The 25,557-nt window shown below is 65.5% G+C and carries 23 protein-coding genes; 12 read left to right on the top strand and 11 right to left on the bottom strand.

Translation table 11 applies throughout. The annotated features are described in order from the left end of the window. Positions 1-79: 79 nt before the first annotated feature. Entirely contained in the window at positions 80-1,645 is a 1,566-nt protein-coding gene (locus ACZI8R_RS10215) for an alpha/beta hydrolase (protein WP_463379484.1), read from the bottom strand. Between the two features lie 150 nt (positions 1,646-1,795). Here ACZI8R_RS10215 and panB point away from each other — a divergent pair, with 150 nt between their 5' ends. From panB to ACZI8R_RS10190, 5 genes are all read left to right on the top strand, one after another. Further along, positions 1,796-2,662, top strand: coding sequence for a 3-methyl-2-oxobutanoate hydroxymethyltransferase (gene panB / locus ACZI8R_RS10210; RefSeq protein ID WP_463379483.1), 867 nt, complete (start codon positions 1,796-1,798; stop codon positions 2,660-2,662). Positions 2,663-2,699: 37 nt separating this feature from the next. Beyond that, positions 2,700-3,155 carry a hypothetical protein gene (locus ACZI8R_RS10205; protein ID WP_463379482.1) on the top strand — a complete coding sequence of 152 codons (456 nt, stop codon included), beginning with the start codon at positions 2,700-2,702 and terminating at the stop codon, positions 3,153-3,155. A gap of 23 nt (positions 3,156-3,178) precedes the next feature. After that, on the top strand, positions 3,179-4,135 hold the full coding sequence (pip, locus tag ACZI8R_RS10200) for a prolyl aminopeptidase (RefSeq protein WP_463379679.1): 957 nt from the start codon (positions 3,179-3,181) through the stop codon (positions 4,133-4,135). A gap of 49 nt (positions 4,136-4,184) precedes the next feature. Further along, complete coding sequence (locus ACZI8R_RS10195) at positions 4,185-4,868, top strand: PhzF family phenazine biosynthesis protein (protein ID WP_463379481.1); 684 nt, start codon at positions 4,185-4,187, stop codon at positions 4,866-4,868. A 69-nt stretch (positions 4,869-4,937) separates the two neighbouring features. Further along, complete coding sequence (locus tag ACZI8R_RS10190; RefSeq protein ID WP_463379480.1) at positions 4,938-5,444, top strand: hypothetical protein; 507 nt, start codon at positions 4,938-4,940, stop codon at positions 5,442-5,444. Here ACZI8R_RS10190 and ACZI8R_RS10185 read toward each other — a convergent pair. Further along, entirely contained in the window at positions 5,419-6,078 is a 660-nt protein-coding gene (locus tag ACZI8R_RS10185) for a hypothetical protein (protein WP_463379479.1), read from the bottom strand. The two genes, ACZI8R_RS10190 and ACZI8R_RS10185, sit on opposite strands and share 26 nt — an antisense overlap. A 40-nt stretch (positions 6,079-6,118) precedes the next feature. Between ACZI8R_RS10185 and ACZI8R_RS10180 the strand changes: the two genes are divergently transcribed. Beyond that, the gene (locus tag ACZI8R_RS10180; protein ID WP_463379478.1) at positions 6,119-6,343 is read left to right on the top strand and encodes a hypothetical protein; all 225 of its coding nucleotides are present in this window, start codon (positions 6,119-6,121) and stop codon (positions 6,341-6,343) included. Between the two features lie 18 nt (positions 6,344-6,361). Here ACZI8R_RS10180 and ACZI8R_RS10175 read toward each other — a convergent pair whose 3' ends face one another. Together ACZI8R_RS10175 and ACZI8R_RS10170 are read right to left on the bottom strand one after the other, a co-directional pair. Then, complete coding sequence (locus tag ACZI8R_RS10175; RefSeq protein ID WP_463379477.1) at positions 6,362-7,606, bottom strand: aminotransferase family protein; 1,245 nt, start codon at positions 7,604-7,606, stop codon at positions 6,362-6,364. Between the two features lie 34 nt (positions 7,607-7,640). Beyond that, entirely contained in the window at positions 7,641-8,288 is a 648-nt protein-coding gene (locus tag ACZI8R_RS10170) for a Pr6Pr family membrane protein (protein WP_463379476.1), read from the bottom strand. 72 nt (positions 8,289-8,360) lie between these two features. Between ACZI8R_RS10170 and hrpA the strand changes: the two genes are divergently transcribed. Further along, the gene (gene hrpA / locus ACZI8R_RS10165) at positions 8,361-12,281 is read left to right on the top strand and encodes an ATP-dependent RNA helicase HrpA (protein WP_463379475.1); all 3,921 of its coding nucleotides are present in this window, start codon (positions 8,361-8,363) and stop codon (positions 12,279-12,281) included. A gap of 15 nt (positions 12,282-12,296) precedes the next feature. Here hrpA and nrdR read toward each other — a convergent pair whose 3' ends face one another. Both nrdR and ACZI8R_RS10155 read right to left on the bottom strand, forming a co-directional pair. After that, complete coding sequence (nrdR, locus tag ACZI8R_RS10160; RefSeq protein ID WP_463379474.1) at positions 12,297-12,782, bottom strand: transcriptional regulator NrdR; 486 nt, start codon at positions 12,780-12,782, stop codon at positions 12,297-12,299. A 152-nt stretch (positions 12,783-12,934) separates the two neighbouring features. Then, positions 12,935-13,423, bottom strand: a complete 489-nt coding sequence (locus ACZI8R_RS10155; RefSeq protein WP_463379473.1) for a LysM peptidoglycan-binding domain-containing protein — start codon at positions 13,421-13,423, stop codon at positions 12,935-12,937. 231 nt (positions 13,424-13,654) lie between these two features. On the opposite strand from ACZI8R_RS10155, the gene lexA reads away from it, so the two are divergent. Next, positions 13,655-14,428 carry a transcriptional repressor LexA gene (lexA, locus tag ACZI8R_RS10150; protein WP_463379678.1) on the top strand — a complete coding sequence of 258 codons (774 nt, stop codon included), beginning with the start codon at positions 13,655-13,657 and terminating at the stop codon, positions 14,426-14,428. A gap of 68 nt (positions 14,429-14,496) precedes the next feature. Here lexA and ACZI8R_RS10145 read toward each other — a convergent pair whose 3' ends face one another. From ACZI8R_RS10145 to ptsP, 3 genes are all read right to left on the bottom strand, one after another. Next, the gene (locus ACZI8R_RS10145) at positions 14,497-15,639 is read right to left on the bottom strand and encodes an acyl-CoA dehydrogenase family protein (RefSeq protein WP_463379472.1); all 1,143 of its coding nucleotides are present in this window, start codon (positions 15,637-15,639) and stop codon (positions 14,497-14,499) included. 112 nt (positions 15,640-15,751) lie between these two features. After that, a complete protein-coding gene (locus ACZI8R_RS10140; RefSeq protein ID WP_463379677.1) occupies positions 15,752-17,023 on the bottom strand; it encodes a uracil-xanthine permease family protein in 1,272 nt (423 codons plus the stop codon). 80 nt (positions 17,024-17,103) lie between these two features. Then, a complete protein-coding gene (gene ptsP / locus ACZI8R_RS10135) occupies positions 17,104-18,780 on the bottom strand; it encodes a phosphoenolpyruvate--protein phosphotransferase (protein WP_463379471.1) in 1,677 nt (558 codons plus the stop codon). A 190-nt stretch (positions 18,781-18,970) separates the two neighbouring features. On the opposite strand from ptsP, the gene ACZI8R_RS10130 reads away from it, so the two are divergent. The 4 genes from ACZI8R_RS10130 to ACZI8R_RS10115 are packed head-to-tail and all read left to right on the top strand — an operon-like array spanning position 18,971 to position 23,114. After that, positions 18,971-19,738, top strand: coding sequence for a DeoR/GlpR family DNA-binding transcription regulator (locus tag ACZI8R_RS10130; protein WP_463379470.1), 768 nt, complete (start codon positions 18,971-18,973; stop codon positions 19,736-19,738). After that, positions 19,735-20,724, top strand: a complete 990-nt coding sequence (locus ACZI8R_RS10125) for a 1-phosphofructokinase family hexose kinase (protein WP_463379469.1) — start codon at positions 19,735-19,737, stop codon at positions 20,722-20,724. The genes ACZI8R_RS10130 and ACZI8R_RS10125 overlap by 4 nt, the downstream gene beginning before the upstream one ends. A gap of 28 nt (positions 20,725-20,752) precedes the next feature. Next, positions 20,753-22,810 carry a PTS fructose transporter subunit IIABC gene (locus tag ACZI8R_RS10120; protein WP_463379468.1) on the top strand — a complete coding sequence of 686 codons (2,058 nt, stop codon included), beginning with the start codon at positions 20,753-20,755 and terminating at the stop codon, positions 22,808-22,810. 46 nt (positions 22,811-22,856) lie between these two features. Further along, positions 22,857-23,114 (top strand): HPr family phosphocarrier protein, encoded by a 258-nt coding sequence (locus ACZI8R_RS10115; RefSeq protein ID WP_463379467.1) that lies wholly within the window; start codon positions 22,857-22,859, stop codon positions 23,112-23,114. 7 nt (positions 23,115-23,121) lie between these two features. On the opposite strand, the gene ACZI8R_RS10110 is transcribed toward ACZI8R_RS10115, so the two are convergent. Together ACZI8R_RS10110 and hflX are read right to left on the bottom strand one after the other, a co-directional pair. Continuing rightward, positions 23,122-24,150: a hypothetical protein gene (locus ACZI8R_RS10110; RefSeq protein WP_463379466.1), complete on the bottom strand. Its 1,029-nt coding sequence runs from the start codon at positions 24,148-24,150 to the stop codon at positions 23,122-23,124. After that, positions 24,143-25,555 carry a GTPase HflX gene (hflX, locus tag ACZI8R_RS10105; protein WP_463379465.1) on the bottom strand — a complete coding sequence of 471 codons (1,413 nt, stop codon included), beginning with the start codon at positions 25,553-25,555 and terminating at the stop codon, positions 24,143-24,145. The genes ACZI8R_RS10110 and hflX overlap by 8 nt, the downstream gene beginning before the upstream one ends. Between the last annotated feature and the right edge of the window lie 2 nt (positions 25,556-25,557).

Raw genomic sequence — 25,557 nt, 5'->3', positions numbered from 1 at the left:
TCCCCCACCACTCGCCACACATCCCGATTACATAGTGCCTGCGTGCAGCCGTGAGGTGCGGCGAGAATGTACGCCACGCTCAACACTCGAGCCCGTCCTTCGGAACGGTGAGATCGACGAAATAGTCCGCGACCGCGTCGTCCACGCAGGACTCCCCGTCGAACACGACGGTGTGCTGGGTGCCCCGGTACGTGATCAGCGAACCACCCAACTGGGCGGCCAGGTCGACACCCGCCTGGTACGGCGTGGCCGGGTCCTCCGTGGTGGACACGACCACGATCGGCGGCACACCGGGCGCGTCGATCGTGTGCGGTTCGCTGGTGTTCGGGGTGGGCCAGAACGCGCAGATGTCGAGCGGCGCATTTCCGGTCCCGCGGCCGTCGTCCAGGAAGGGCGCGGCCTCCCGGTAGCGCGTATCGGCCTCGCCCGTCACCGCGCGATCGGTCTCCGGCGGGTCGTCTGCGCAACGAATGGCGTTGAAGGCGTCGTTGAGGTTGGAGTAGCTGCCGTCGTCCGCCCGGCCCTCGTACATGTCCGCCAAACGCAGCAACGAGTCGCCGGTGCCATCGGCGAGACTGCTCAACCCGCCACGGAGCAGGCCCCACAGACTCGGCGAGTAAAGCGCCTGCTGAACCCCGGTGATCGCGTCCGTGTAGCTCAGGCCGCGCGGGTCGGTCGTCGCTGCCGGCTTCTCGATCAGTGGGTCGACCAGGGCGCGAAACTTCTCGTCGGCCAGCGCCGGGTCCGTACCGAGCGGGCAGTCGGGCGACTTCACGCAGTCCTCGACGAAGGCACCGAATGCGGCCTGGAATCCGGCTGCCTGCAGGATCACTTCCTCGACCGGATCCTGTTCCGGATCCAGCGCGCCGTCGAGCACCATCGAGCGCACTCGATCCGGGAACGCCTCCGCATAACTCGAACCGAGTCTGGTGCCGTACGAGTAGCCGAGGTAGTTCAGCTTCTCGTCACCGAGAACGGACCGGATGACGTCCATGTCCCGGATCACCTCGTAGGTGCCCACATGGGCGAGCAACTCGACGCCGGATCGTTCGGCGCACTTCTGCGCGTAGTCACGGTTCTCCGTCTCGGACTCCGCAATACCCTCGGGACTCATGTCGATGTCGAGGTCCTGGCGCTGAGCGTCCACCTCCGGCGCCGTCAGGCATCGAACTGCGGGTGTCGACGCGCCGATACCGCGAGGATCGAAACCGATGGTGTCGAAGTGTTCGGCCACAGGTGACCCACCGGTCACCGCAGCAGCACCGAGACCGGAAGCGCCCGGGCCGCCTGGATTGATCAGCAACGAGCCTTGTGACTCGCTGGAGGCCGCCGCCCTGGAAATCGCGATGTCCGCGGTGGGGCCACCCGGATCCGCATAGTCGACGGGCACGATCACCTTGGCGCATTCGACGCCCGAGAGGTCGGAACCGTCCGTACTGAAGCCGTCGCACGAACCCCAGGTCAGTTCCTGTGAATAGAACTCCTCGAGCCCCGCGGGGACGGCTCCGGCGGGGCCGGAGCGCTCCGACCCGGAAGGCTCGGCCTCGCCCGACGTACTGCCCGCACAGGAGGCGACGAGCACCACCGCGCTACAGAGCGTCACTGCCATACGCAGGGGCACGACACCCACCAAAGACTTCCGCATGACACCCGATCGTGCCAGGCAGACCGGAGGTGTGACCCATCGCACCTGCACTCCCACTTCGCAGCCCCTTCGCGCGGTGGCAGACTTGAGGCGTCATCACCTCCACCCGGGGACCCGACAAGGGCCTCGAGGCACGAAAGGTATCGAACGATGTCCGCAACAGAGAACGCTCGGCCCGCAGAATCCCAGCCCGAAACCGCGCTGTACGGGACTGCCGCGCCGAAGCGCAAGACCCGCATCCACCATCTTCAGACGATGAAGGCCGAGGGTGAGCGGTGGTCGATGCTCACCGCGTACGACTACTCCACGGCACGCATCTTCGAGGAAGCCGGCATTCCGGTACTCCTCGTGGGTGACTCGGCCGCCAACGTCGTCTACGGCTACGACACCACCGTCCCCGTCACAGCGGACGAACTGATTCCGCTCGTTCGCGGCGTCGTTCGTGGCGCCCCGAACGCGCTGGTCGTTGCCGACCTTCCGTTCGGCAGTTACGAAGCATCGCCCGAGCAGGCACTCGCCACCGCAACGCGCTTCATGAAGGAAGGGCTTGCGCACGCGATCAAGCTCGAGGGTGGCGAGCGCATCGCACCGCAGATCGCCGCGCTGACGGCTGCCGGAATTCCGGTCATGGCGCACGTGGGCTTCACGCCGCAGAGCGTCAACACCCTTGGCGGCTTCCGGGTCCAGGGTCGCGGTGACGCGTCCGATCAGTTGATCGCCGACGCCATCGCCGTCCAGGAGGCCGGAGCGTTCTCGGTCGTCATGGAGATGGTCCCTGCCGACATCGCCGGACAGGTCACCCGCAAGCTCACCATCCCCACGGTCGGTATCGGCGCGGGCGTGGAGTGCGACGCCCAGGTGCTGGTGTGGCAGGACATGGCGTCCTACACCTCGGGCAGGACCGCGAAGTTCGTCAAGAGCTTCGGTAATGTCGGTGGCGAATTGCGCAGCGCCGCCGCGGCATACGCCGCCGAGGTTCGTGCGGGCACCTTCCCCGCCGAGGAGCACAGCTTCTGACGCTGCTCACCAGCTTCACGAGCCGAGAGGGGTGTTCATGAAGGAACACCGTCAGACCGACCTGCTCGGGCGCCGCCGTGCTGCATTCGCAGCCGGCGGCATCGCCCTTGCCCTGTTCGCCGCGGGATGCGCGGGCAACAACGAGGGGCCGGCACCCGCTCCCTCCTCCGAGTCCCAAGCACCGACCGAGCCCTCGCCCACTCAGGGTGGCGAGGTGGCGGGTGGAGTCACCGAGGCACAGGCGCAGCAGTTGTGCACCGACATGGAGAAGCAACTGCAGAGCTGGCGGACCTACACGCCGACAATCGGCAAGGCCGGATTGAACACGCTGGTCGGTTCGTGGATTGCCCAGAACGGCCTCGATCCGATCTCGTTCGTCCAGGACAAGTCGCGGATCGACACGATCACGTCGTCTGCCTGCCCGGACGTTCGTGAAGGTGCGATCTCGGCCATCGACATTCCTGATCTGGCATCGGGACTGATCGGACTGTGAGCGCCGATACGGAGACTCGGCAACTGCGCACGTTGTACCCACCACTCGATCCCTACGAGTCGGGATTCCTCGACGTCGGTGACGGCCAGCAGCTCCATTGGGAACAGAGCGGTAACCCCGACGGCCGTCCCGTGGTGTTCGTGCACGGCGGCCCCGGCGGTGGCACCGGCCCGGATCAGCGTCGGTACTTCGATCCGGCGGCATATCGCATCGTCCTGTTCGATCAGCGCGGGTGTGGCCGGTCGACCCCACACGTCGCAGACGGAGCGGACCTCTCGGTGAACACCACCGATCATCTCGTGTCCGACATCGAGGTTCTTCGTGAGCACCTCGGGGTGGACCGCTGGCAGGTGTTCGGCGGATCGTGGGGCTCGACCCTGGCGCTCACCTACGCGCAGCGTCACCCCGAGCGGGTGACCGAACTGGTGTTGCGCGGCATATTCCTGCTGCGCCGCAGCGAGATCGACTGGTACTACAACGGGGGCGCCGGCAACATCTTCCCCGAGCAGTGGGAGAAGTTCCTCGAACCCGTACCCGAGTCCGAGCGCGGTGACGACCTCGTCGAGGTCTATCACCGGCTACTTCACGATGACGACCTCGACGTCGCAACTCGGGCAGCGGTCGCGTGGTCCACATGGGAAGCCACAACCAGTTCACTCATCCCCCACCCCGAACGTGTCGAAGAGAATGCCGACCCACGCTTCGCGTTGGCGTTCGCTCGCATCGAGAACCACTACTTCCACAATCGCGGCTTCATCGACGACGGTCAGCTGCTTCGCGACGCCCACCTTCTGGCCGGCATTCCCGGGGTGATCGTGCAGGGCCGCTACGACGTGGTGTGCCCGGCGATCAGCGCCTGGGAACTGCACAAGGCGTGGCCCTGGTCTGCTCTGCACGTCGTCGACGATGCGGGACACAGCGCGCTCGAACCCGGCATCGTCCACCACCTCGTGAGCGCCACGGATCGGTTCCGATCCTGACACCGCAATCCTGCGTCACCGGTCCAGCGGATTTCGATATGGTGCAGGGATGGCAGTCAACGTAGACGTGGTCCGGGTCTTCACCGACACGGACGGCAAGCACGGCAACCCTCTCGGAATCGTCGACGCTGCCGCGGTACCTGTCGACGAACGTCAGGCAGTGGCGAAGGAACTGGGTTACAGCGAAACGGTGTTCGTGGAGCTGCCCGAGGCCGGCGCCGATCGGGCCCGTCTGCAGATCTACACCCCCGTCTCCGAGCTGCCGTTCGCCGGACATCCGACCGTCGGCACCGCATGGTGGCTCGACCAACGTGGCACGCCTGTGGGCGCCTTGGAGACATCGGCCGGTGAGATCGCCACGCGCAAGTCCGGCGAGGCGTGGTGGGTGCGGGCGCGAGCAGAGTGGGCACCGGAGTTCTCTATCTACCCTCTCGACACCGTGGAGGACGTGGACGCGGCCGACCCGGAAAAGTTCGGTGAGGGTCACCACTACGTGTGGGCGTGGGTGGACAAACTCGAACACTCGGTGCGTACCCGAATGTTCGCGCCCGACATGGGGATAGCGGAAGACGAGGCGACGGGCGCCGCCGCCGTGCGACTCACCGAGAATCTCCGATTGGCCCTCCTCATCAACCAGGGTCAAGGCTCCCAACTGCGAACCACCTACGACCCCGACGGGTGGATCGAGGTCGGCGGGTTGGTTCGCCCCGACGAGTCGCGGACGCTTCTCTGAGTCCAATACCCGCACACTCGCAAAACTGACGTCACCAGCGTGGTGCCGTGCAAAGCTGGGTGAATGTTCATGCCCGATAACAATTATCTCTATGTGTGGACGTTTTCGATCACCGGACCTGACGCACCAGATGACGCCCCGACGAAGTTCGTCGAAGCGTGCCAGGCCGTGGGCCGGGACCTGCAGTGCCGTTGGTACGGACCCGATACGTACATGGAGAACTGCCTGTGGACGGTATCGGTACTCGACACCGAATTCTGCGACATCGCGCTCGAAGCTGGCCCCCGACCGCGGCATAAGAGCGCCGGAACCACCGCATTGCGAGGGTTCTCTTTCGGAGCGCGGTTCATCGAACAGTCGATCCAGGATCTGACAGTGTCGATCGCTGGTGAAGTGCAAGATCAGTTGGCAGGCGGCCTCCCCTACGTGCAATGGCCTATCGACGGCCAGCGACTCTTGATGCCGACGTGTCGGGACGGAAAACCTGTTTGGGTCGCTCGCAATTCGGATCGGACAGTTGCCGACATCGGCTCGCTTTGCTCGCCAGGACTCATCGACTACCGGGGTCGAGAGTGACAGCCACTTCGTCGCCCAACTCGACACCCGCCGCCAGCGGAAGTCGATCGCCACTCCAAAATTTTCCCGGATCGTACCAGTTGGTGCGTCTGCGCCCCGTCACCAGTCCCATCGCCTCGTAGGTCCGGGCGACGACTTCTGCGCAGTACGCACTTTCGAGGCTCACGGACTCGGAATCCCCACCACGCAGTTTCGGTGTGCGGCCGACGAACCACCGCGAGAAGAGTTTGGCCGTCGAAGGAAACGGTGTTCCATCGAGTCGGGCGATGGTGCGCAGCAACGCATCTTCCTGCTCGACGGCGATCGGGCTGAGCAGCTGACGCAACCAGGCACGCTGCCCGTATTTCGATCCCCACACCCGCACTGCGGATTTCAGGTCGTGCAGTTGCACGCCTCGCTGATGACGACCGGACCACATGTCCGGCAGCGAGTGCCCCAGTTCGGCGTGCCACATCAAGGGCGGCAGGTCGCCCAGAACCACGGACATTCCCACATGATTGACGGGACTGTTCGTGAGGGTTTGTATTGCCCTGTCTGCGGCCGATTCCCCACGGAAGATCCAGATGTCGCCGGTACGGGTCTCGTTCACGGCGGTGTCGAGATCGACCTCGGATCGTCCTGTGCGGCGGGCCATGTCGAACACACTAGGCGACGCCCGCGCCTAGGCTGGTGACATGCGTCTACGAATCACCCGTCCCACCGCGAAGCAATGGTGGAAGGTCGCCGGACTGGCGGGCGTCATGGGTGTGGCTGCGACCGGCGCACTCGCCGTCCGCGCCGATCGCCAGCGCAAGGCCTACACGCCGGACGAAGTTCGCTCCCGGCTACACGAGCGGTACACGCAGGCGTACGCCCGAACCGGCGACGACAAGCACGGTTCGGGCGACACAGCCCACTGACCTACCGCTCACTCGGACTCATCCGAGTGCGGCACGAATCCCGGCTGCCATCTCCGCGACCTGATCGTCGGTCATCACGAACGACGGCGAGATCTGCATCGCGCCCTGTCCCGCTGCCCGGCCCGAGATTCCGTGTGCACGCAGCTTCCCGACGAACGGCGGCGCCTCGGCGGGATCCACGAGTTGTACGGCCGCGACGGCGCCGAGACCACTGCGCACTTCCTGGACGCGGGGGTGGTCTACGAGCGGCGCGAGGTGCTCGTGCAGCGAAGCCTCGAGCCGCTTGGACTCGGCGAGCAGGTTCTCGCGCTCGAGAATGTCGAGGTTCGCGAGAGCGGCTGCGGCAGCACCCGCGTGGCCACCGTAGGTGTACCCGTGGCGCCACCACACACCGCCGGAGAAGAACGGCTCCGCCACCCGCGGCGCGATGAACACAGCACCCATCGGCACGTAGCCGGACGTCAGCCCCTTGGCGGTGGTCATCATGTCGGGCTGAAGATCGAAGCGCGTGGATGCGAACCACTCGCCGCCGATACGGCCGAATCCGGTGACCACCTCGTCCACCACGAACAGGATGTCGTGTTCGCGGCAGATGTCACGGACCTCGGCCAGGTACCCGTCAGGCGGCAGGTAGATGCCACCGGCACCGATGATCGGTTCACAGAAGAAGGCGGCAATACGATCCGCGCCGATCTCTTCGATCAGAGCGAGCAGGCTCTTGGCCTCGTCCCATTCGACCGTCGCGGCGTCGGCCATCAGTTCGCCGTAGCCCTCGCGGTTCACCGGAATGCCGGCGAGCGCAGTGCCGGCCACGTGCATGCCGTGGTACGCCTTGGTCCTGCCGACGACGATGTTCTTGTCGGGCTTCCCCATCTCGTGCCAGTAACGACGAGCCAACTTGGCGGCCGTGTCGACCGAGTCGGAGCCACCCGAAGTGAAGAAGATCTTGCTGCCTTCGACAGGCGCGATCTTGGCGAGGCGCTCGGCGAGCTTCACCGTGGTCTCCGGGGCGAAGTCGCCGAAGTTGGAGTAGTGCGCGACAGTGGACAGCTGCTCCGCCACGGCGTCCGCGATCTCGCGGCGCCCGTGGCCGACATTGGTGAACCAGAGACCGGCCGTGGCATCGAGGTAGCGGTTGCCCACGTCGTCCCAGATGTAGGCGCCCTCACCCTTGGAGACGACGAATGCGCCGCCTCGCTCCACAGCTCCCATGTCTGCGAATCCGTGCCACAGTGCTGATCCGGTGCCAGTCGCCGATGCCATTCCAGTCCTTTCCTCACGTACGTTCCATGAGCGACTATGCCACTAGCGTCTCCGGTCGGCTTCGGCGGCGAGAGGCAACCCTCCCGATCCACCCGACGCCAACAGCCACCGCGGCCATGGCGACGAGTACGAGGAGCAGTCCCACCGCCATCGGCCCGTACCCCTGGTCCCGCGGATCCAGGAATGGATAGGGGTACCAATCCACGATCGGCCCACGCACCAGGCTGTAGATGCCGTAGACCAGTGGAAACCACAACCACGCAAGGCTCTGAGGTATGCCGATCCGGTGGTACGGCGGGTTCAGCAGCCAGTCGAGCAGCAAGATCAGCGGCAGGGCGCGGTGTGTTGCGATGTTGATCCATCCGTCCTGCAACATCACGTCGACGTTCGCCAGGAGGAGTTGGTACACGATCGCGGTGATCACCATGTAGGTGGTGACGCCGCCTCGCACCCACTGCCAGCGCAGCGACCGCCAGGTGCCGGATCGCGGACTGCAGGCGGCGCCGACCAGAAGCACGGCCACCGCGAGAATATTGCTCTCGATCGTGAAATAGCTCAGGTAGTTCCCCAGCGAGAACGAATCGACGCCCAGGTTGCGCACCGGAATCCACACCAACGCCACGATCCCGTAGACCGCCGCAGCGAAGCGGATCACACGGACGAGCACCTCGGTCCGGCTCATCTTTCAATGCTTGCACATGCGCGGCCACTGGTCGGAGTAATCGATTGCGCCGCCGGTTAGGCTGTCACCAGCATGTCGAAGCCACCACCCTCCGCCGAACGGGCGCCGAACACCCCGTCCCGTCGAGATCTGAAGGACCGCCTGTCCGAGGTATCCCTCCGGGACGAAAGTCGCTTTCGGCGACGCCTCGATCGTGCCAAGACGCCAGAAGCGTTCGCGGCAATCGCATCCGAGATCGACAACGCCCGAGCCCGCGTGACCGCCCGAGCCGCGCACGTGCCGCAGGTCACCTACCCGGAGGCGCTGCCGGTCTCCGCGCGTAAGGACGACATCGCCAAGGCCATCGCCGAGAACCAAGTCGTCATCGTCGCCGGTGAGACCGGGTCGGGAAAGACCACGCAGATCCCCAAGATCTGCCTCGAGCTCGGCCGCGGCGTGCGGGGTCTCATCGGCCACACTCAGCCGCGCCGCCTCGCCGCCCGCACCGTCGCCGAACGTATCGCGGAAGAAGTCGGTACCGATCTGGGCGACACCGTCGGTTACACGGTCCGATTCAACGATCAGGTGTCGGACGGCACTCTCGTCAAGTTGATGACCGACGGCATCCTGCTCGCCGAAATCCAACGTGACGCGATGCTGCGACGCTACGACACCCTCATCATCGACGAGGCACACGAGCGCAGCCTCAACATCGACTTCATCCTCGGCTACCTGAAGCAACTTCTCCCCCGCCGCCCCGACCTCAAGGTGATCATCACCTCGGCGACCATCGACCCCGAACGCTTCGCGCAGCACTTCGCCTCGAAGGACGGCCCGGCACCGATCGTCGAGGTCTCCGGGCGCACCTTCCCCGTCGAAATGCGCTATCGCCCCCTGTCGGTCGAAGTCGGCGATCAGGTGATCGATCTGGATCCCGTGGACGCCGTGTGCGAGGCCGTCGACGAACTCTGCGCCGAAGGCGACGGCGACATCCTCGTATTCCTCTCGGGTGAACGCGAGATCCGTGACACGGCCGACGCCCTGCGAGACCGCAAGCTGCGGGGCACCGAGATCGTCCCCCTCTATGCCCGATTGTCGGCGGCCGAACAGCACAAGGTCTTCGCTCCCCATTCGGGCCGCCGCGTCGTCCTGTCCACCAACGTGGCCGAGACGTCCCTGACCGTTCCCGGCATCCGCTACGTCATCGATCCAGGTACGGCGCGTATCTCTCGCTATTCGGTTCGGACGAAGGTTCAGCGCCTACCCATCGAACCCATCTCGCAGGCCTCCGCGCGTCAGCGGTCGGGTCGCTGCGGGCGCGTCGCCGACGGCATCTGTATCCGCCTTTACTCGGAAGAAGATTTCGAGGCTCGTCCGGTCTTCACGGAACCCGAGATCCTGCGCACGAACCTCGCGTCCGTCATTCTGCAGATGACGGCGCTCGGTCTCGGCGACATGTCGGCATTCCCTTTCGTCGAGCCGCCGGATCCGCGAGCGGTGCGCGATGGTGTGGGTCTACTCGAAGAGCTCGGCGCCATCGAGCGCGGGCCGGGCGCGCAGCCGGTCCTCACCGCAACCGGGCGAGAGCTCGCTCAGCTCCCCGTCGACCCGCGCATGGCACGGATGCTCGTGGAGGGCAATCGCAACGGTTGTCTCGCAGAGGTTCTCGTCATCGTGTCGGCACTGTCGATTCAGGATGTCCGCGAACGACCTTCCGACCATCAACAGGCAGCCGACGAGAAGCATGCCCGCTTCGCCGTGGAGGGCTCCGACTTCCTCGCCTTCACGAAACTGTGGGAGTACCTGAACGATCAGCGACGGGAACTCTCGTCCAGCCAGTTCCGCAAGATGTGCAAGGGCGAGTTCCTGCATTGGCTTCGCATCCGCGAGTGGCAGGATCTGCACGGGCAACTCCGCCAGATCACCCGTGGACTCGGCTGGGAGATCGGCGAAGCTACTGCCACCGAGTCGGCAATCCATCAGTCCCTGCTTGCGGGGCTGCTGTCACACATCGGTCTTCGCGAAGGCGAGAAGCGCGAGTTCTTGGGTGCGCGGGGAACGCATTTCGCAATATTTCCGGGTTCGACACTGTTCAAGAAGCCCCCGCGCTGGGTCATGGCCGCCGAGTTGGTCGAGACGTCGAGGCTCTGGGCGCGAATGTCCGCGCGCATCGAACCCGAATGGGTAGAGAAGCTGGCGCCCAGCCTGGTCAAACGGACGTACTCCGAACCGCACTGGTCGACGAAGCGGGCCGCTGCCGTGGCCTACGAGCGAGTGACCCTTTACGGGCTGCCACTCGTCGCCAAGCGCCCGGTCACCTACTCGACCATCGACCCGGAGGTCTCCAGAGACCTCTTCATCCGCCATGCCCTCGTGCAGGGTGAGTGGCAGACGGGCCACAAGTTCTTCCACGCCAACCGCGCGCTCCTGGACGACGTGGAAGAGTTGGAGAACCGCGCGCGCAGACGAGACCTTCTGGTCGACGACGACACCCTCTTCGACTTCTACGACAGCCGGATCGGGCCGGAAGCGGTGTCGGCACGGCACTTCGACACCTGGTGGAAGAAGACGCGTCGTACGACACCGAATCTTCTGGACTTCACGCCCGACACGGTCGTCAACTCCGACACTGCCGAGGTCCTGGACGGCCGATACCCGGATGCGTGGCGGCAGGGCGAGATCCAGTTTCCCCTCACCTATCAGTTCGAACCCGGCACCGAGGACGACGGCGTGACGGCCCGCATTCCGATCGCGATCCTCGCGGGGCTTCGGCCGGTCGGATTCGACTGGCTCGTGCCCGGGATGCGTGAAGAGCTCGTCACGTCACTCATCAAGACCCTCCCGAAGACACTTCGCCGTCAAGTGGTTCCCGCACCGGATTTCGCTGCCGCCGCACTGTCTGCCGTGAAACCCCGATCCGAACCCCTGACCATCGCCGTGGCCCGGGAATTGTCCCGACTCGGCTCGTGCCGCATCACGCCCGACGACTTCGACACCGCCGCACTCCCCGACCACCTGCGTATGACGTTCGCTGCTGTCGACGAAACCGGTGACGTGCTCGGTCGGAGCAAGAGTCTCACCGAGCTCCGAAACTCGCTCGCTCCCCGCGTACGCGACGAGGTCGCTCGAACAGCGTCGAGTTCCGAGCGTCCCCCCGCACTCACCTGGACCCCCGCCACCCTCGGCACATTGCCGGACACGGTCACCCGCGAAGTAGCCGGCCAAAAGGTGGTGGGGTACCCCGCGCTGGTACACGAGAACGACGGTGTCGCCGTCCGAGTCCTGAGTACGGCGGCGGAACAGAAGGCCGCCACGAGAACGGGGCTCCGCGAACTGCTGCTGAGCATGGTTCCGACTCGAACCAAGACTGTCGTGTCTGGCGTGACCAACGTGCAGCGGCTCACGCTGGGCCAGAATCCTGACGGAAGCCTCGACGCACTGGTGGCGGATTGCCGGAACGCTGCCGCCAACACACTGATCGACTCGTGGAAGGAACCGGTCCGAAGCCCCGAAGAATTCGAGGCGCTGGTCAAGGTCGCCCGCGACACCCTGCCTCGCAACGCCACCATCCTGTTACGTCTCACCATCCCCGCTCTCGAGAACGCTCATCGCCTCGACACGATCCTCGCCCGCTCCCGAGGCGAGGCAGCCGAGGACGTGCGCGAGCAGCTGGACTCACTACTCTTCCCCGGCTTCGTCGCAGACCTCGGAGTGACTCACCTACGCGAACTGCCGCGCTACCTTGCGGCGGCCACCATTCGACTGGAGTCGCTGCCGGCCAGCGCCGACCGCGACCGAAACGGAATGGACGCCCTCGACCGGGTCTACGCCGCATACGAACGAATGCTGGCGTCGATCCGTCCGGAGCGCCATCACCGCCCGGACGTGGACGCCATTCACTGGATGATCGAAGAGCTACGCGTGAGCTTGTTCGCTCAATCGTTGGGCACGCCGGTGGCGGTGTCCGAGAAGCGAATCCTCAAGATGATGGACGGCGTACTGCGCTCGCGCTGACACCGAACGGTGCCATCAGGAGCTGCGGTCAGGGTCCTCTGCCTCGGCCTTCGATGCCTGATGCTCGCGGAGTTCCTTGATCTCGCGCGCGAAGTCGTCAGCAGAACTGAAGGATCGGTACACCGAGGCGAAACGCAGGTAGGCGACTTCGTCCAGGTCGCGGAGTGGACCCAGGATGGCGAGCCCGACCTCGTTGCTGGGGATCTCGGCAGAACCGGAGGCACGTACGGCGTCCTCCACCTGTTGCGCCAGAAGATTCAAGGCGTCGTTGTCGACCTGACGCCCCTGGCACGCACGGCGAACACCGCGCACCACCTTTTCGCGACTGAAGGGCTCCGTGACGCCACTTCGCTTCACCACGGACAGGATTGCCGTTTCGACGGTCGTGAACCTGCGACCGCATTCGGGGCAGGATCGGCGTCTGCGAATCGCCTGGCCCTCGTCTGCCTCACGCGAATCGACTACACGTGAATCAGGGTGCCGGCAGAAAGGGCAATGCATGGCGGTTCCTTCGTCGTAGCCGACGCGACCGCGACTTTCCGCAACGAATGCACGATGCCGACGCGACCACGCAAGGTGGTGTGACTGACAGCATTCGAGAATACTCGCTCGACTCGCATCATCACGCATGCATCCGCCCTTGCGGGTCAGCTCTACGGTGCCGGAACCACGAGGCTCTGACCCGAGTGGAGCGAGGAGTTCGACAGCGCATTGAGATCCATGATCCGATCGACCACCTGCCCTGCCGGCAGCTGAGGCGCGATTCGAGCGGCAACATCGGTCAACGACTCGCCTGAGCCCACCTGAACGACCTCTGTCGTTTCGGTCAGCCCTGCTTCGCCGCTCGCTGTCACCGCATAGGCCACGACACCGAAACCCAGAAGAATTGCGGTGGTGGCCAGAACGGTCATCAGCATCGTGCGCCAACTGACGTCCACATCGACCGAGTGATGGTCGGCCTGCGATACCCGGACGTGATCCGCGCGGTAGCGGACGGCACCGGAGTCCGGTCGTCGCGGATCCCGGCGCCGCTCCGCGATCCGCCGCTCCCGAACCACATCCGCCCGGACGACATCCGCCTCGCGTCCGAATTCTGCCTCCGCGTAACCCACCGCTCGCCTGTTCAGAACCGCGCTGCTCATCTGGTACCTCCGGTAGTCGATCACCCTGTTCGATCAGACGTTCGAAAGAACGTATGTTCGATTTCTACCACGGCGGTCCGACAATGTCGCCATTTCCGGCGACACGAATCGAACAAATGTTTGATAACGGCTGGAGAAGTCGCTAGATTCGTGGCAGAACGCACAGCAGGGACCACCCGAGCCCACACCGAAGCCCGCACCCACGACCGCGCACCCACGGAGGCACGCAGCATGAAGGACGACAGCTCGCCCGAAGATTCGAACGTGGCAGGTGCGGCCGCAGGGTCCAGCGCCGACAGCGCCCCGAATCCTGCCGAGCTCACCGACCGTCAGCGGCGCGTCCTCGAAGTCATTCGTGCGTCGGTCACCGAACGCGGATACCCGCCGAGCATCCGCGAGATAGGTGACGCCGTGGGGCTCACCTCCACTTCGTCGGTGGCCCACCAGATGCGCACACTCGAACGCAAGGGATTCTTGCGTCGGGACCCCAATCGCCCTCGCGCCGTCGACGTTCGCGGCCTCGACGAGGTTGCAGCGGACGTAGCCGCCGGCGCTCAGCCCGCGCGGACCATGCGCCCCACTCTCGTCGCCCAGAATGCACCGGAGGGTGCAGACGGCGCGGCTCTACCGGAACCCACGTTCGTTCCGGTCCTGGGCCGGATCGCAGCGGGCGGGCCGATTCTGGCAGAGGAGGCCGTGGAGGACGTGTTCCCACTTCCGCGCGAGTTGGTCGGCCAGGGCTCACTTTTCCTGCTGAAGGTCGTCGGTGAATCGATGGTCGACGCCGCCATCTGCGACGGTGACTACGTCGCCGTCCGCCAGCAGAACGTCGCGGACAACGGCGACATCGTTGCTGCGATGATCGACGGAGAGGCCACCGTGAAGACGTTCAAGCGCACGGACAAAGAGGTGTGGCTGATGCCGCACAACGAGTTGTTCGACCCCATTCCCGGCAACGACGCCGTGATCCTCGGGAAGGTCGTCACCGTCGTACGCAAGATCTGAACCACGAATACGCGAAAGGGCCGTCCGATTGCTCGGACGGCCCTTTCGCTGTCGAAAGATGCCGGCGGTCAGAGATTCAGGCCACGGCCGATGATCTCTTTCATGATTTCGGTGGTGCCACCGTAGATGGTCTGCACGCGGGAGTCCATGTATGCCTTGGCGATCGGGTACTCCTTCATGTAGCCGTACCCGCCGTGGAGCTGAAGACACCGGTCGATCAGACGCACCTGAGCCTCGGTGGTCCACCACTTCGCCATGGCTGCTTCCTGAACGGTGAGCTTCTCGGCGTTGAGTTGTTCGATGAACTTGTCCACGAGCACTCGTGCGGCCGTTGTCTCGGTGGCGAGTTCGGCAAGAACGAATCGCGTGTTCTGGAAGCTTCCGATCGACTTGCCGAAGGCCTTACGGTCTCGGCAGTACTGAATGGTCATGTCCAGGGCGGACTCCATCGCCGCAACGGCGACCACGGCGATCGAAAGGCGTTCCTGCGGCAAGTTCTTCATCAGATACAGGAAGCCCATGCCCTCCTCGCCGAGGAGGTTCGAGCCCGGAATCCGCACGTCGGTGAAGGACAGTTCTGCAGTGTCCTGGGCCTTCATCCCGATCTTGTCGAGGTTACGGCCGCGCTCGAATCCCTCCATTCCGCGCTCCACGACGAACAGGCTGAATCCCTGGGCGCCCTTGTCGGGGTCGGTACACGCGACCACGATCACGATGTCGGCGTTGATTCCGTTCGTGATGAACGTCTTGGACCCGTTGAGGATCCAGTCGTCACCGTCGCGCACGGCACGGGTCTTGATGCCCTGCAGATCACTGCCCGTTCCCGGCTCTGTCATGGCAATGGCGCTGATCAGTTCACCCGAAGAGAAGCCGGGCAGCCAGCGCTGCTTCTGCTCGTCGTTGGTGAGGTCGAGCAGGTAGGGCGCCACCACATCGTTGTGCAGGGTGAAGCCGATGCCACTGCACCCGGCCCTCGTGGTCTCCTCCGTGACGATCGCGTTGTACCGGAAGTCCCGTACTCCCCCGCCGCCGTACTCCTCGGGCACGGCGGTGCTCAGATAGCCCTGCTTCCCGGCCTCGACCCACACACTGCGGTCGACGATGTTCTGCTCTTCCCACTGTGCGTGGAACGGTTCGACATGTTGAGCCAAGAACTTGCGGTACGACTCACGGAAAAGTTCGTGCTCAGGCTCGAACAGGGTGCGATCCACGTCGGCTCCTCGTAGCGGTAGTTGTCGTGCAGTGCTGAATGCAAGGCTGCGTCCGCGCAGCTGTTTCCTCGACGGTAAGCCCGATCACACCCCTGAGGGAGGACCGAGACGATCAGGAATCGTGACCGGCCCGCGATCGCCCGAGGGAACCGAGTCTGCGCATGACGGGGTACGCCACCAGAATCCCCACCGAACCCCAGGCAATACCGCCGAGCTCGACGGATCCGATCTTCAACGTCAGGTCACCGACGCCGGCGACCAGGGCGGCAGCCACGACGGACAGATTCACCGGGTCGGTGAAGTCGACTTTCGCCTCCATCCAGATGCGGACGCCCAGGACCCCGATGAGCCCGTACAGAACCAAGGTCGCCCCGCCGATCACACCGTCCGGCACCGTGAACACGAGCGCCCCGAACTTCGGTGAGAACGCAAGCACTGCTGCCGTCGCCGCGGCAACCCAGTACGCCGCTGTCGAATACACGCGGGTCGCCGCCATGACCCCGATGTTCTCCGCGTAGGTGGTCGTACCCGAACCCCCACCCAGGCCGGCAATGGTGGTGGCAAGACCGTCGGCCAGCAGAGCGTCGCCCGCGACGTCGTCCAGGGTGCGACCGGTCATAGCGGCCACCGCCTTGACGTGGCCCACGTTCTCCGCGACGAGAACGATCACCACCGGAAGCGTCAACGCCACCACCGACCATTCGAAGGCCGGCGCTCGGAACTCGGGCCAGCCGAACCACGCGGCCTCACGCAACGCAGTCGAGCGCTCGTCCGCGATTCCGCCGACGAGAGCAGCGAAGATCCAGCCGACGATCACACCGACCAGAATTCCCAGCCGGCCGAGAAGCCCGGGGCCCACAACCGTCACGAGAAGTATGGAGAACAGTGTCACTCCGGCAACGAGTGGTTGCGCCTCGAACGAGTCCACCGCCGTGGGTGCGAGATTCAGTCCGATCAGCGCGACCACGGCACCCGTGACAACGGGTGGCATGACGATGTCTATGAGTCTCGGACCGACGACCTTCACGATCACGCCCACCACGGCCAGGAGCAGACCCGCCGCCATGACACCGCCGAGTTGAGCGGCGGGCCCCGACGCCTGCGCTGCGGACAGTGGGGCGATGAACGCGAACGACGAACCCAGGTAGCTCGGGATCCGCCCCCTCGTGATCACCAGGAACAGCGCGGTTCCGATACCGGAGAACAGCAGGGTCGTGGTCACCGGGAAGCCTGTGATGGTGGGGACCAGCAAAGTCGCGCCGAACATCGCGATGACGTGCTGCATCCCGATCCCGATGGTCCGCGGCCAGCTCAGACGTTCGTCCGGGGCCACCACCTCCCCCGCGGTGATGCGCTTTCCGTCGCCGTGAACCCGCCATGTCAACGGTCCGGAATGGGACGTACCCGTGCGAGCTACTGCCGGGGTCTCAGGTTCTGCCACAGCGAAATAGTAGGCGTCCTGGCCTACGGACGAGACAGGTACAGCGCCTCGCGCGCCGCCGAGCGCGCGGCGTCCGGCCCGTCCGAGTCGAGAGCAGCCTCGGCCGCCCGCTCGCACGCAGACATCGTCGTCGCACCCACTTTCGCGCCCACCCGCGCGACGGCGGCGGCCGCACACGAGAGCGACGTGACTCCCATTCCGGTCAGCACGCACGCGAGCAACGGATCTGCGGCAGCCTCACCGCACACTCCCACTGGCTTGTTCACCTTTCGCCCCGCCGAGGCGGCCGACGCGACAAGGGCAAGAACCGCCGGCTGCCACGGATCGGTCAATGCAGCGAGGTCGGAGGACATTCGATCGACCGCCATCGTGTACTGGGTGAGATCGTTGGTCCCGATCGACAGGAAGTCGACGTGGCGCAGCAGGCGGTCGGCGTGCAATGCCGCCGCCGGAACTTCGATCATCGCTCCCGGCACCAGATCACGAGACCGGACCGAGGCTGCGAACGACTCCGCTTCGGCCACCGTCGCCACCATCGGCGCCATCACGGACGGGCGGTTACCCGTTCGGGCGGCGGCCAGGGCGATCGCATCGAGTTGCCGCTCGAGGATTCCCGGCTCCTGCGCCGCGATGCGGATTCCCCGGACACCGAGAGCCGGGTTCGGCTCTGCCTGGTGGTTCACGAATCGCAGTGGCTTGTCCGAACCCGCGTCGAGCGTTCGAATCACGACCTTGCGCCCTCCGAACGCGTCCAGGACCTGGCCGTAGATCTCGGCTTGCTCCTCGACCGTCGGTTCGGTGTCGCGATCGAGGAAGCACAGCTCGGTGCGGAAGAGTCCGACTCCTTCCGCAGCGGTTCCACGAGCAGCCCGCGCGCCGGCACCGTCCTGGACGTTGGCAAGCATCGCGACCGCAGTGCCGTCGCTCGTACGACCGGGCCCGGCCCATGCCGCCACTCGCGCAGCCTCTTCGACGGCTGCATCCACGCGTTCACGCGCGTCGTCGGGATCCGGGTCGACGGTGAGCGATCCGGCTCCCCCGTCGACGAGAACGAATCGATCGGTATCGATGCGTTCGAGATCGCGAACCGCGACCACACAGGGGATTCCCAACTGCCGCGCAATGATCGCCGTATGACTCGTCGGGCCACCGAGGACGGTAGCGATCCCCACGATGCGAGCGGGGTCGAGGCCGGCGGTGTCCGCGGGCGCGAGGTCTTCGGCACACAACACGGCCGGGTGCGGAGAAGTGGGAACCCCGGGCTCCGGGAGCCCGGAGAACTCGGCGACGACGCGATCCCGGACGTCGCGCAGGTCGGTCACGCGCTCGGCCATCAATCCCCCCATCTGGGTGAACAGGACCGTGAACTGTTCGGTTGCCGAAGCAGCCGCCTCGGCGGCAGGCGATCCGGCCTCTATCGACTTGTCGACCGCACCGAGCCAGCCGCGGTCCTCGGCGAGTGCCGCATTGGCACTGAGCACCTCCGCAGCGACTCCACCTGCCGCGGCGCCCCGCTCCCGCAGCCGGAGTGCCACTGCGGCTGCCGCTTCCCGGAATCGGGTCTTCTCCGCGCCGCGCTCCGCTTCCGCGATCCTCGGACCACCGCCGGTCGACTCCGGCCTCGGCGATGCCCAGACGACTGGTGCATATGCGACACCCGGCACGGCGGGGGTGCCGACGAGGGCAACGGCTCGGGTCATGGAGTCCTCCTGAACTGACTACTCACTGCTGCGGACTGCCCACTACTGCCGACGAGGGCGCCCGATTCGATCGACTGTGATGTAGATTACGCATTCGTATTGACATGTCAACACATACGGGCGTAAAACAACATAAGACAACATCCGCTGTGACGGGACGCACAGTCGACAGAACGAAGACCGGAGATCCGTGTACCAAGAAGAACGCCAACAGTCGGTGGCCACGCTCATCACCCAGCGTGGCCGCGTCTCCGTGCTGGAGTTGGCGGATCGTTTCGGTGTCACCACGGAAACAGTGCGCCGCGACCTCGCGGTCCTCGAGCGACTCGGCCACGTACGCCGTGTCCACGGTGGCGCAGTACCCACCGGATCGGTGACGGTAGGCGAACCAGGGCTTGCAGAACGCGACGGCACTCGTGCAGATCAGAAAGATCGAATCGCACGGGCTGCGGTCTCCTTCCTTCCCTCGCCCGGCGGCAGCGTGCTCTTCGATGCGGGCACCACGACCGCACGCATGATCACAGAACTTCCCACCTCGCCCAACCTCACGGCCGTGACCAACTCGGTCCCGATCGCCGCTCGCCTTGCGGCCTTCAGCACGGTCGAACTCCATCTGCTGGGCGGACGGGTACGGGGTGTCACGCAGGCCGCGGTGGGCGCCGAGGTTCTTCGAGTACTCGCAGGCCTTCGTGTGGACGTGGCCTTCGTGGGGACGAACGCTCTCACCGTCGCGCACGGCCTCTCGACCCCCGACTCGGACGAGGCCGCGGTCAAGCGGGCAATGGTCGAGGCCGCCAGAACTGTTGTCGTCACTGCAGATTCATCGAAGATCGGACGTGAACATCTGATCAGCTTCGCTCCCATCGGTGCGGTCGATGTGCTGGTCACCGACGCCGACATCGACCGGGACGACAAAACCGAACTGGAACGACAGGGAATCGAGGTGGTGATCGCGTGATCGTCACGGTGACAGCCAACCCCAGCATCGACCGCACGATCACACTCGGCGATCGCTTACAGCGGGGCACGGTCCTTCGCGCCGAGGCCTCCTCGAACGACCCCGGAGGAAAGGGAGTGAACGTCTCGCGGGCGCTCGCTGCAGCGAACCTCGACACCATCGCGCTGCTTCCCGGCAACGCCGACGACCCGCTCCTGGCAGCAATGGCCGCCGCAGGAATCATGTACCGGGCGGTCCCGGCCGCCGGTCCTGCCCGAACCAACATCACGGTGACCGAACCGGACGGGACGACGACCAAGATCAACGAGCCCGGTCCGGCCACCCCGGAATCCACACTCCGCTACCTGGAGGCCGACATCGTCGCTCTCGCCCGTAATGCGGAGTGGGTGGTCCTTTCCGGCTCCTTGCCGCCGCTCGTCCCGGCCGGCTGGTACGCCGACGTCGTCGTCGCATTGCGTACCGCGCTCCGCGGCACCGGGTGCAGGGTTGCCGTCGACACGTCCGACGCGCCGTTGAGCGCACTGGTGCAGCGCTTCCCCGAAGCAGCTCCCGATCTGATCAAACCGAACGGCGAGGAGCTCGCCCACATCTGCGGCATCGCCCCCGAACTACTCGAAGCAGCTGCGATCGAGGGCGACACGACCACGACCGTCGAAGCGGCTCGCAGGCTCCTGACAGAAGGGGTCGGCGCCGTCCTCGCCACGCTCGGGCCTGCCGGCGCGGTACTCGTCACACCGGACGGAGCCTGGCGGGCGACACCTCCACCGACCGTCGCCCGCAGCACGGTGGGCGCCGGGGATTCGTCCCTCGCCGGCTATCTGAGCGCACAACTAGGCGGAGCAGACCCGGCAACGTGCCTTCGCACCGCCGTCGCCTACGGCAGCGCGGCCGCCGCCTTGCCTGGCACCTCCGCACCGACTCCCGATCAGATCGACCTCGACGCCGTCGTCGTCACCGATCTCGCCCCCGCAACCGACCTCGCTTGACCTCCTGCCCGAGCGCGAAGGAATCATCATGTCCACTCCGGTCCCCGCACACGAGCCGGCCGTCATCGTCGACGACCTGGTCTCTCTCGACACCGACCTCGGATCCTCGACGAGCGAGGTCGTCTCGGCCCTTTCCATACGACTTGCCGAGAACGGCCGCGCAACCAATGCCGCCGACCTCGAAGAAGCCGCACTGGCGCGAGAAGCTCAGTCGGCCACCGGCCTTCCCGGCGGTATCGCGATTCCACACTGCCGATCTGCCGCAGTGACCAGTGCCTCGCTCGCGTTCGCACGTCTCGAACCGAAGGTGGATTTCGGTGCACCGGACGGCCCCGCCGATCTCGTGTTCCTCATCGCGGCCCCGGAGGGCGCCGGCGCGGAGCACATGAAACTCCTGTCGTCGTTGGCCAGGGCGCTGGTTCGCCCGGACTTCGTCGGCTCACTTCGCGAGGCGCAATCCCCCACCGACGTCGTGGAACTCGTGAACGGCGTCCTCGCGCCGGCACCGAAGGCAGCCACGACCGAACCCGAAGCGGCACCGGTCGCGACATCGAATACACCGGTCGAGGCCGCGCCCGCGGAGTCGAAGAGTCGAATCGTGGCGATCACCGCCTGCCCGACCGGCATTGCGCACACCTACATGGCTGCCGATGCACTGAAGGCTGCCGGAGAACGGGCCGACGTCGAAATCCAGGTCGAGACCCAGGGATCGAGCGGTAGCACACCACTCTCACCTCAGGTGATAGCCGATGCGTCGGCCGTCATCTTCGCAACCGATGTGGGGGTCAAGGGCAAGGAACGCTTCGCCGGCAAACCTGTGGTGGCTTCCGGCGTCAAACGAGCGATCAACGAACCCGACACGATGATCGCCGAGGCGGTGCACGCAGGCACCAACCCGTCCGCGACCACGGTCGACGCCGGCGCCTCGGGCACGACGGACGAAGACGAAGCCGGGACGGTCGGATTCGGTACGCACCTGCGCCAGGTACTGCTCACAGGCGTCAGCTACATGATCCCCTTCGTCGCCGCCGGCGGACTGCTCATCGCGCTCGGGTTCCTCCTCGGCGGCTACGAGATCTCCGATCCCGCGGAGAGCATCGTCCTCGACAATTCGCTCGGCAACCTCCCTGACGGAGGTCTCCGCATCTATCTGGGCGCTGTGCTCTATCAATTGGGGACTCTGGCGTTCAGCTTCCTGGTTCCCGCTCTCGCCGGCTACATCTCGTATGCCATTGCCGACCGGCCCGGCCTCGCACCAGGATTCACGGCAGGTGCCGTGGCGGTGTTCGTTGGCGCCGGGTTCATCGGTGGTCTCGTCGGTGGTCTGATCGCCGGTGTCGTTGCGCTCTGGATCGGCCGGATACGGGTACCGCAGTGGTTGCGCGGCCTCATGCCTGTCGTGATCATTCCGCTCTTCGCCACCTTGTTCGTGGGCGCTCTGATGTTCCTCGTCCTCGGTCGGCCGCTGGCCGCGATCACCAACGGCCTCACCGATTGGCTGGGCGGATTGTCCGGCAGTTCGGCCGTCGCCCTCGGTGTCATTCTGGGCCTGATGATGTGCTTCGACCTCGGTGGTCCGGTCAACAAGGCGGCGTACGCATTCGCTGTCGCAGGGCTCAACGTGGACGATGTCGCCACCCTGCGCATCATGGCCACCGTGATGGCTGCCGGAATGGTGCCACCCCTTGCGATGGCTCTCGCCTCGACAGTCCTCCGGCCGCGCATGTTCAGTGAAGCCGAACGCGAGAACGGTAAGGCCGCGTGGCTTCTCGGATCCGCATTCATCTCGGAAGGCGCGATCCCGTTCGCCGCAGCCGATCCACTACGCGTCATACCGTCGATGATGGCCGGTGGAGCCGTGACGGGCGCCCTTGTCATGACCTTCGACGTGACTCTCAGCGCCCCGCACGGCGGCTTCCTCGTGTTCTTCGCGATCACGAACTTTCTCTGGTTCGTCCTTGCGATCGCCGCGGGAACCGTCGTCGGCGCCGTCCTCGTCGTCCTGGCGAAAGTACTCGTTCGGAAGAAGGCCGCAGAGGCCCCCGAAGTCGATACCGATGTCGACAACCATGCCGTTGTCGCCTGACCCGGCTCCATGAATTCAACAGCGTTCGACCGAAGAAGGAGACACCATGCCCAGTAAGACCGTTGCCGTCGGTTCGTCGATCGGCCTGCACGCCCGGCCCGCAGCCGTGATCGCGGATGCCGTCGCAGAATCCGGCGTACCCGTCACTCTCGCAGTCGCGGGCGGTGAACCGGTCGATGCCGGATCTGCATTGCTGATCATGACTCTCGGTGCCACCCAGGGCACCGAGGTGGTCGTGGACACCGAGGACGCCGAGACTCTCGACAAGATCGCAGCGCTCGTGTCTGCGGACCTCGACGCCTGAATCGCGTCTAACGCGAACGTTGCCGTCGGCGAACCAGGAACCACCCCAGGGCGCCGGCGGCGACAACGGCGATTGCGCCGACGACCCACGGCGCCGCCGATTCGGTAGCGTCCGACGAGTCCGACCCGGTGCCGTCGGAATCGGTGTCCGCAACGAGATCGGTTGCCCCTCGAAGTATCTGAACGGGGGGTAGCGGGCCCCCGCGAGACTCCGACGCGATCAGCAGATCACCGTCTTCGGTGAAGGCCACTGCCTCACCTTGAGGCTGGCTCGGCAACGGAACCCGCACAGGCTCACCGGCAGTCAGAGCTACGCCCACGTCTCCATCCGACACCGGAAACAGATACACGTCCGAGTAGCTCCGTACCGCGGCCACTTTCCCGTCGGCCGAGACTGCGCCACCGGTGAACATGACCGACCCGATGGCGCCCTCTTCCTGGGTCGCGGAAACGTCGACGTCGCCGACCTTCTCGAGCCGCGAAGGGCCGGGCGTCGGCAGATCGTCCACACTCGCACCTCCGACGGGGCGATAGACACCGCTCGTTCCCAAGACGTTCTTGGTCACGATCAACGGAACGCCGTCCGGCTGAATCAGGAGGGTCTCGGCGTCGTGTGGACCGTCGGGGTAGGTCAGCCGGTGTAGCTCCCCGGCACCCGACTTCTGGTCCACTCTCGTCAGCGCGACTGTCTCGCGGCGATGATCGTTGTCACCGGTGTCGCCCAACCACACATCACCGCCACGCGCTGACAGGTCCTCGACGTCGTACGGATCCACCGGTACCGGAATCCACTCCGAGACGGCACACGATCGGTCCATGACGGCAACTGCGTCGTCCGAACCGCTGTCGCCGATCGCGAACAACTTGTCGCCGGTGGCGACGAGTCCGGACAGCTCGGCCAGCTTCGGGTCGGTCGGCGTGCACAGCGTGTCGAACGCGGCTGGTTCCGGAACTGTCGGTTGCGCGGCCGCGGGTGCTGCGCCCAGCACAACGAGGGACGCCGCCGAAACGAGTGGCGCGTATCGAAATCTATGCACTGTGGGCGTACTCGACGAGCGCCGAAGCAAGGGCTTCCGGGACACGGGCCCGGACTCTCGTGCCGTCCTCGTCGTGTGTGGAGGTGAGGATCTGCCCATCCGAGTGGATGCGAGCCATCAGGTCGCCGCGGGTGTAAGGCAGCAGAACGCTCACCTCGACCTCCGGACGGACCAGAACCTCGCTCAACAACTCCCTGAGTTCGGCGACTCCCTCGCCGGTCCGGGCCGAAACGAATGCGGCGCCTGGAAGGAGTCCACGAAGCTGAGTGAGTACGACGGGATCGGCAGCGTCGATCTTGTTGACGATGATCAACTCCGGCGGCGCAGGCAGGTCCGTCTCGCGAACGACGTCTGTGATCACCTCGCGCACGGCCTTGATCTGATCGGTCGGCAGCGGATCCGATCCGTCCACGACATGCAGCAGCAGATCTGCGTCCGTGACCTCTTCGAGAGTCGAGCGGAACGCCTCGACGAGCTGGGTGGGCAGGTGCCGTACGAATCCGACCGTGTCGGTGAGGATGTACTCGCGGCCGTCATCGAGCGCCGCACGCCTCGACGTCGGATCGAGGGTCGCGAACAGCGCGTTCTGAACGAGCACCCCCGCGCCCGTCAGAGAATTGAGCAAGCTCGACTTGCCGGCGTTGGTATATCCGACGATCGCGACGGACGGGATCTCGCTACGCACGCGCCGCGTACGTTTCGTGTCACGCGCCGCCTTCATACCCCTGATCTCGCGGCGCAACTTGGCCATGCGCTCGCGGATTCGCCGACGGTCGGTCTCGATCTTCGTCTCACCGGGGCCACGCAGACCCACGCCGCCGTTGCTGCCGGCCCGGCCACCGGCCTGCCTCGACATGGATTCGCCCCAACCACGCAGACGCGGGAGCATGTACTCCATCTGGGCCAACGCGACCTGCGCCTTGCCTTCACGCGACGTGGCGTGCTGGGCGAAGATGTCGAGAATGAGTGCGGTCCGGTCGATGACCTTGACCTTCACGATCTTCTCGAGCGCGGTGAGCTGAGCAGGAGTCAGTTCACCGTCGCAGACGACGGTGTCCGCGCCCGTCGAGAGGACCACCTCACGCAGCTGCTCGGCCTTGCCCGACCCGATGTAGGTGGCCGCGTCCGGTTTGTCCCTGCGCTGCACCAGCCCCTCGAGAACCTCGGATCCCGCAGTCTCGGCGAGAGCAGCCAGCTCGGCCATGCTCGACTCGGCCTGCTCTGCGGAGCCCTGGTTCCAGACACCCACCAGCACGACGCGCTCGAGGCGCAGCTGGCGATATTCGACCTCGGTGACATCGGCGAGCTCGGTGGAGAGACCGCCGACACGGCGCAGCGCACTGCGGTCGTCGAGCTGCATATCACCGACGGAAGGTGACTGTTCGGATTCGTGTGTGTTCGTCATAC

Source organism: Rhodococcus huquni (assembly GCF_055231055.1).
The sequence above is the reverse complement of the archived record's forward strand: the minus strand, read 5'-3'. Positions and strand labels throughout refer to the sequence as shown.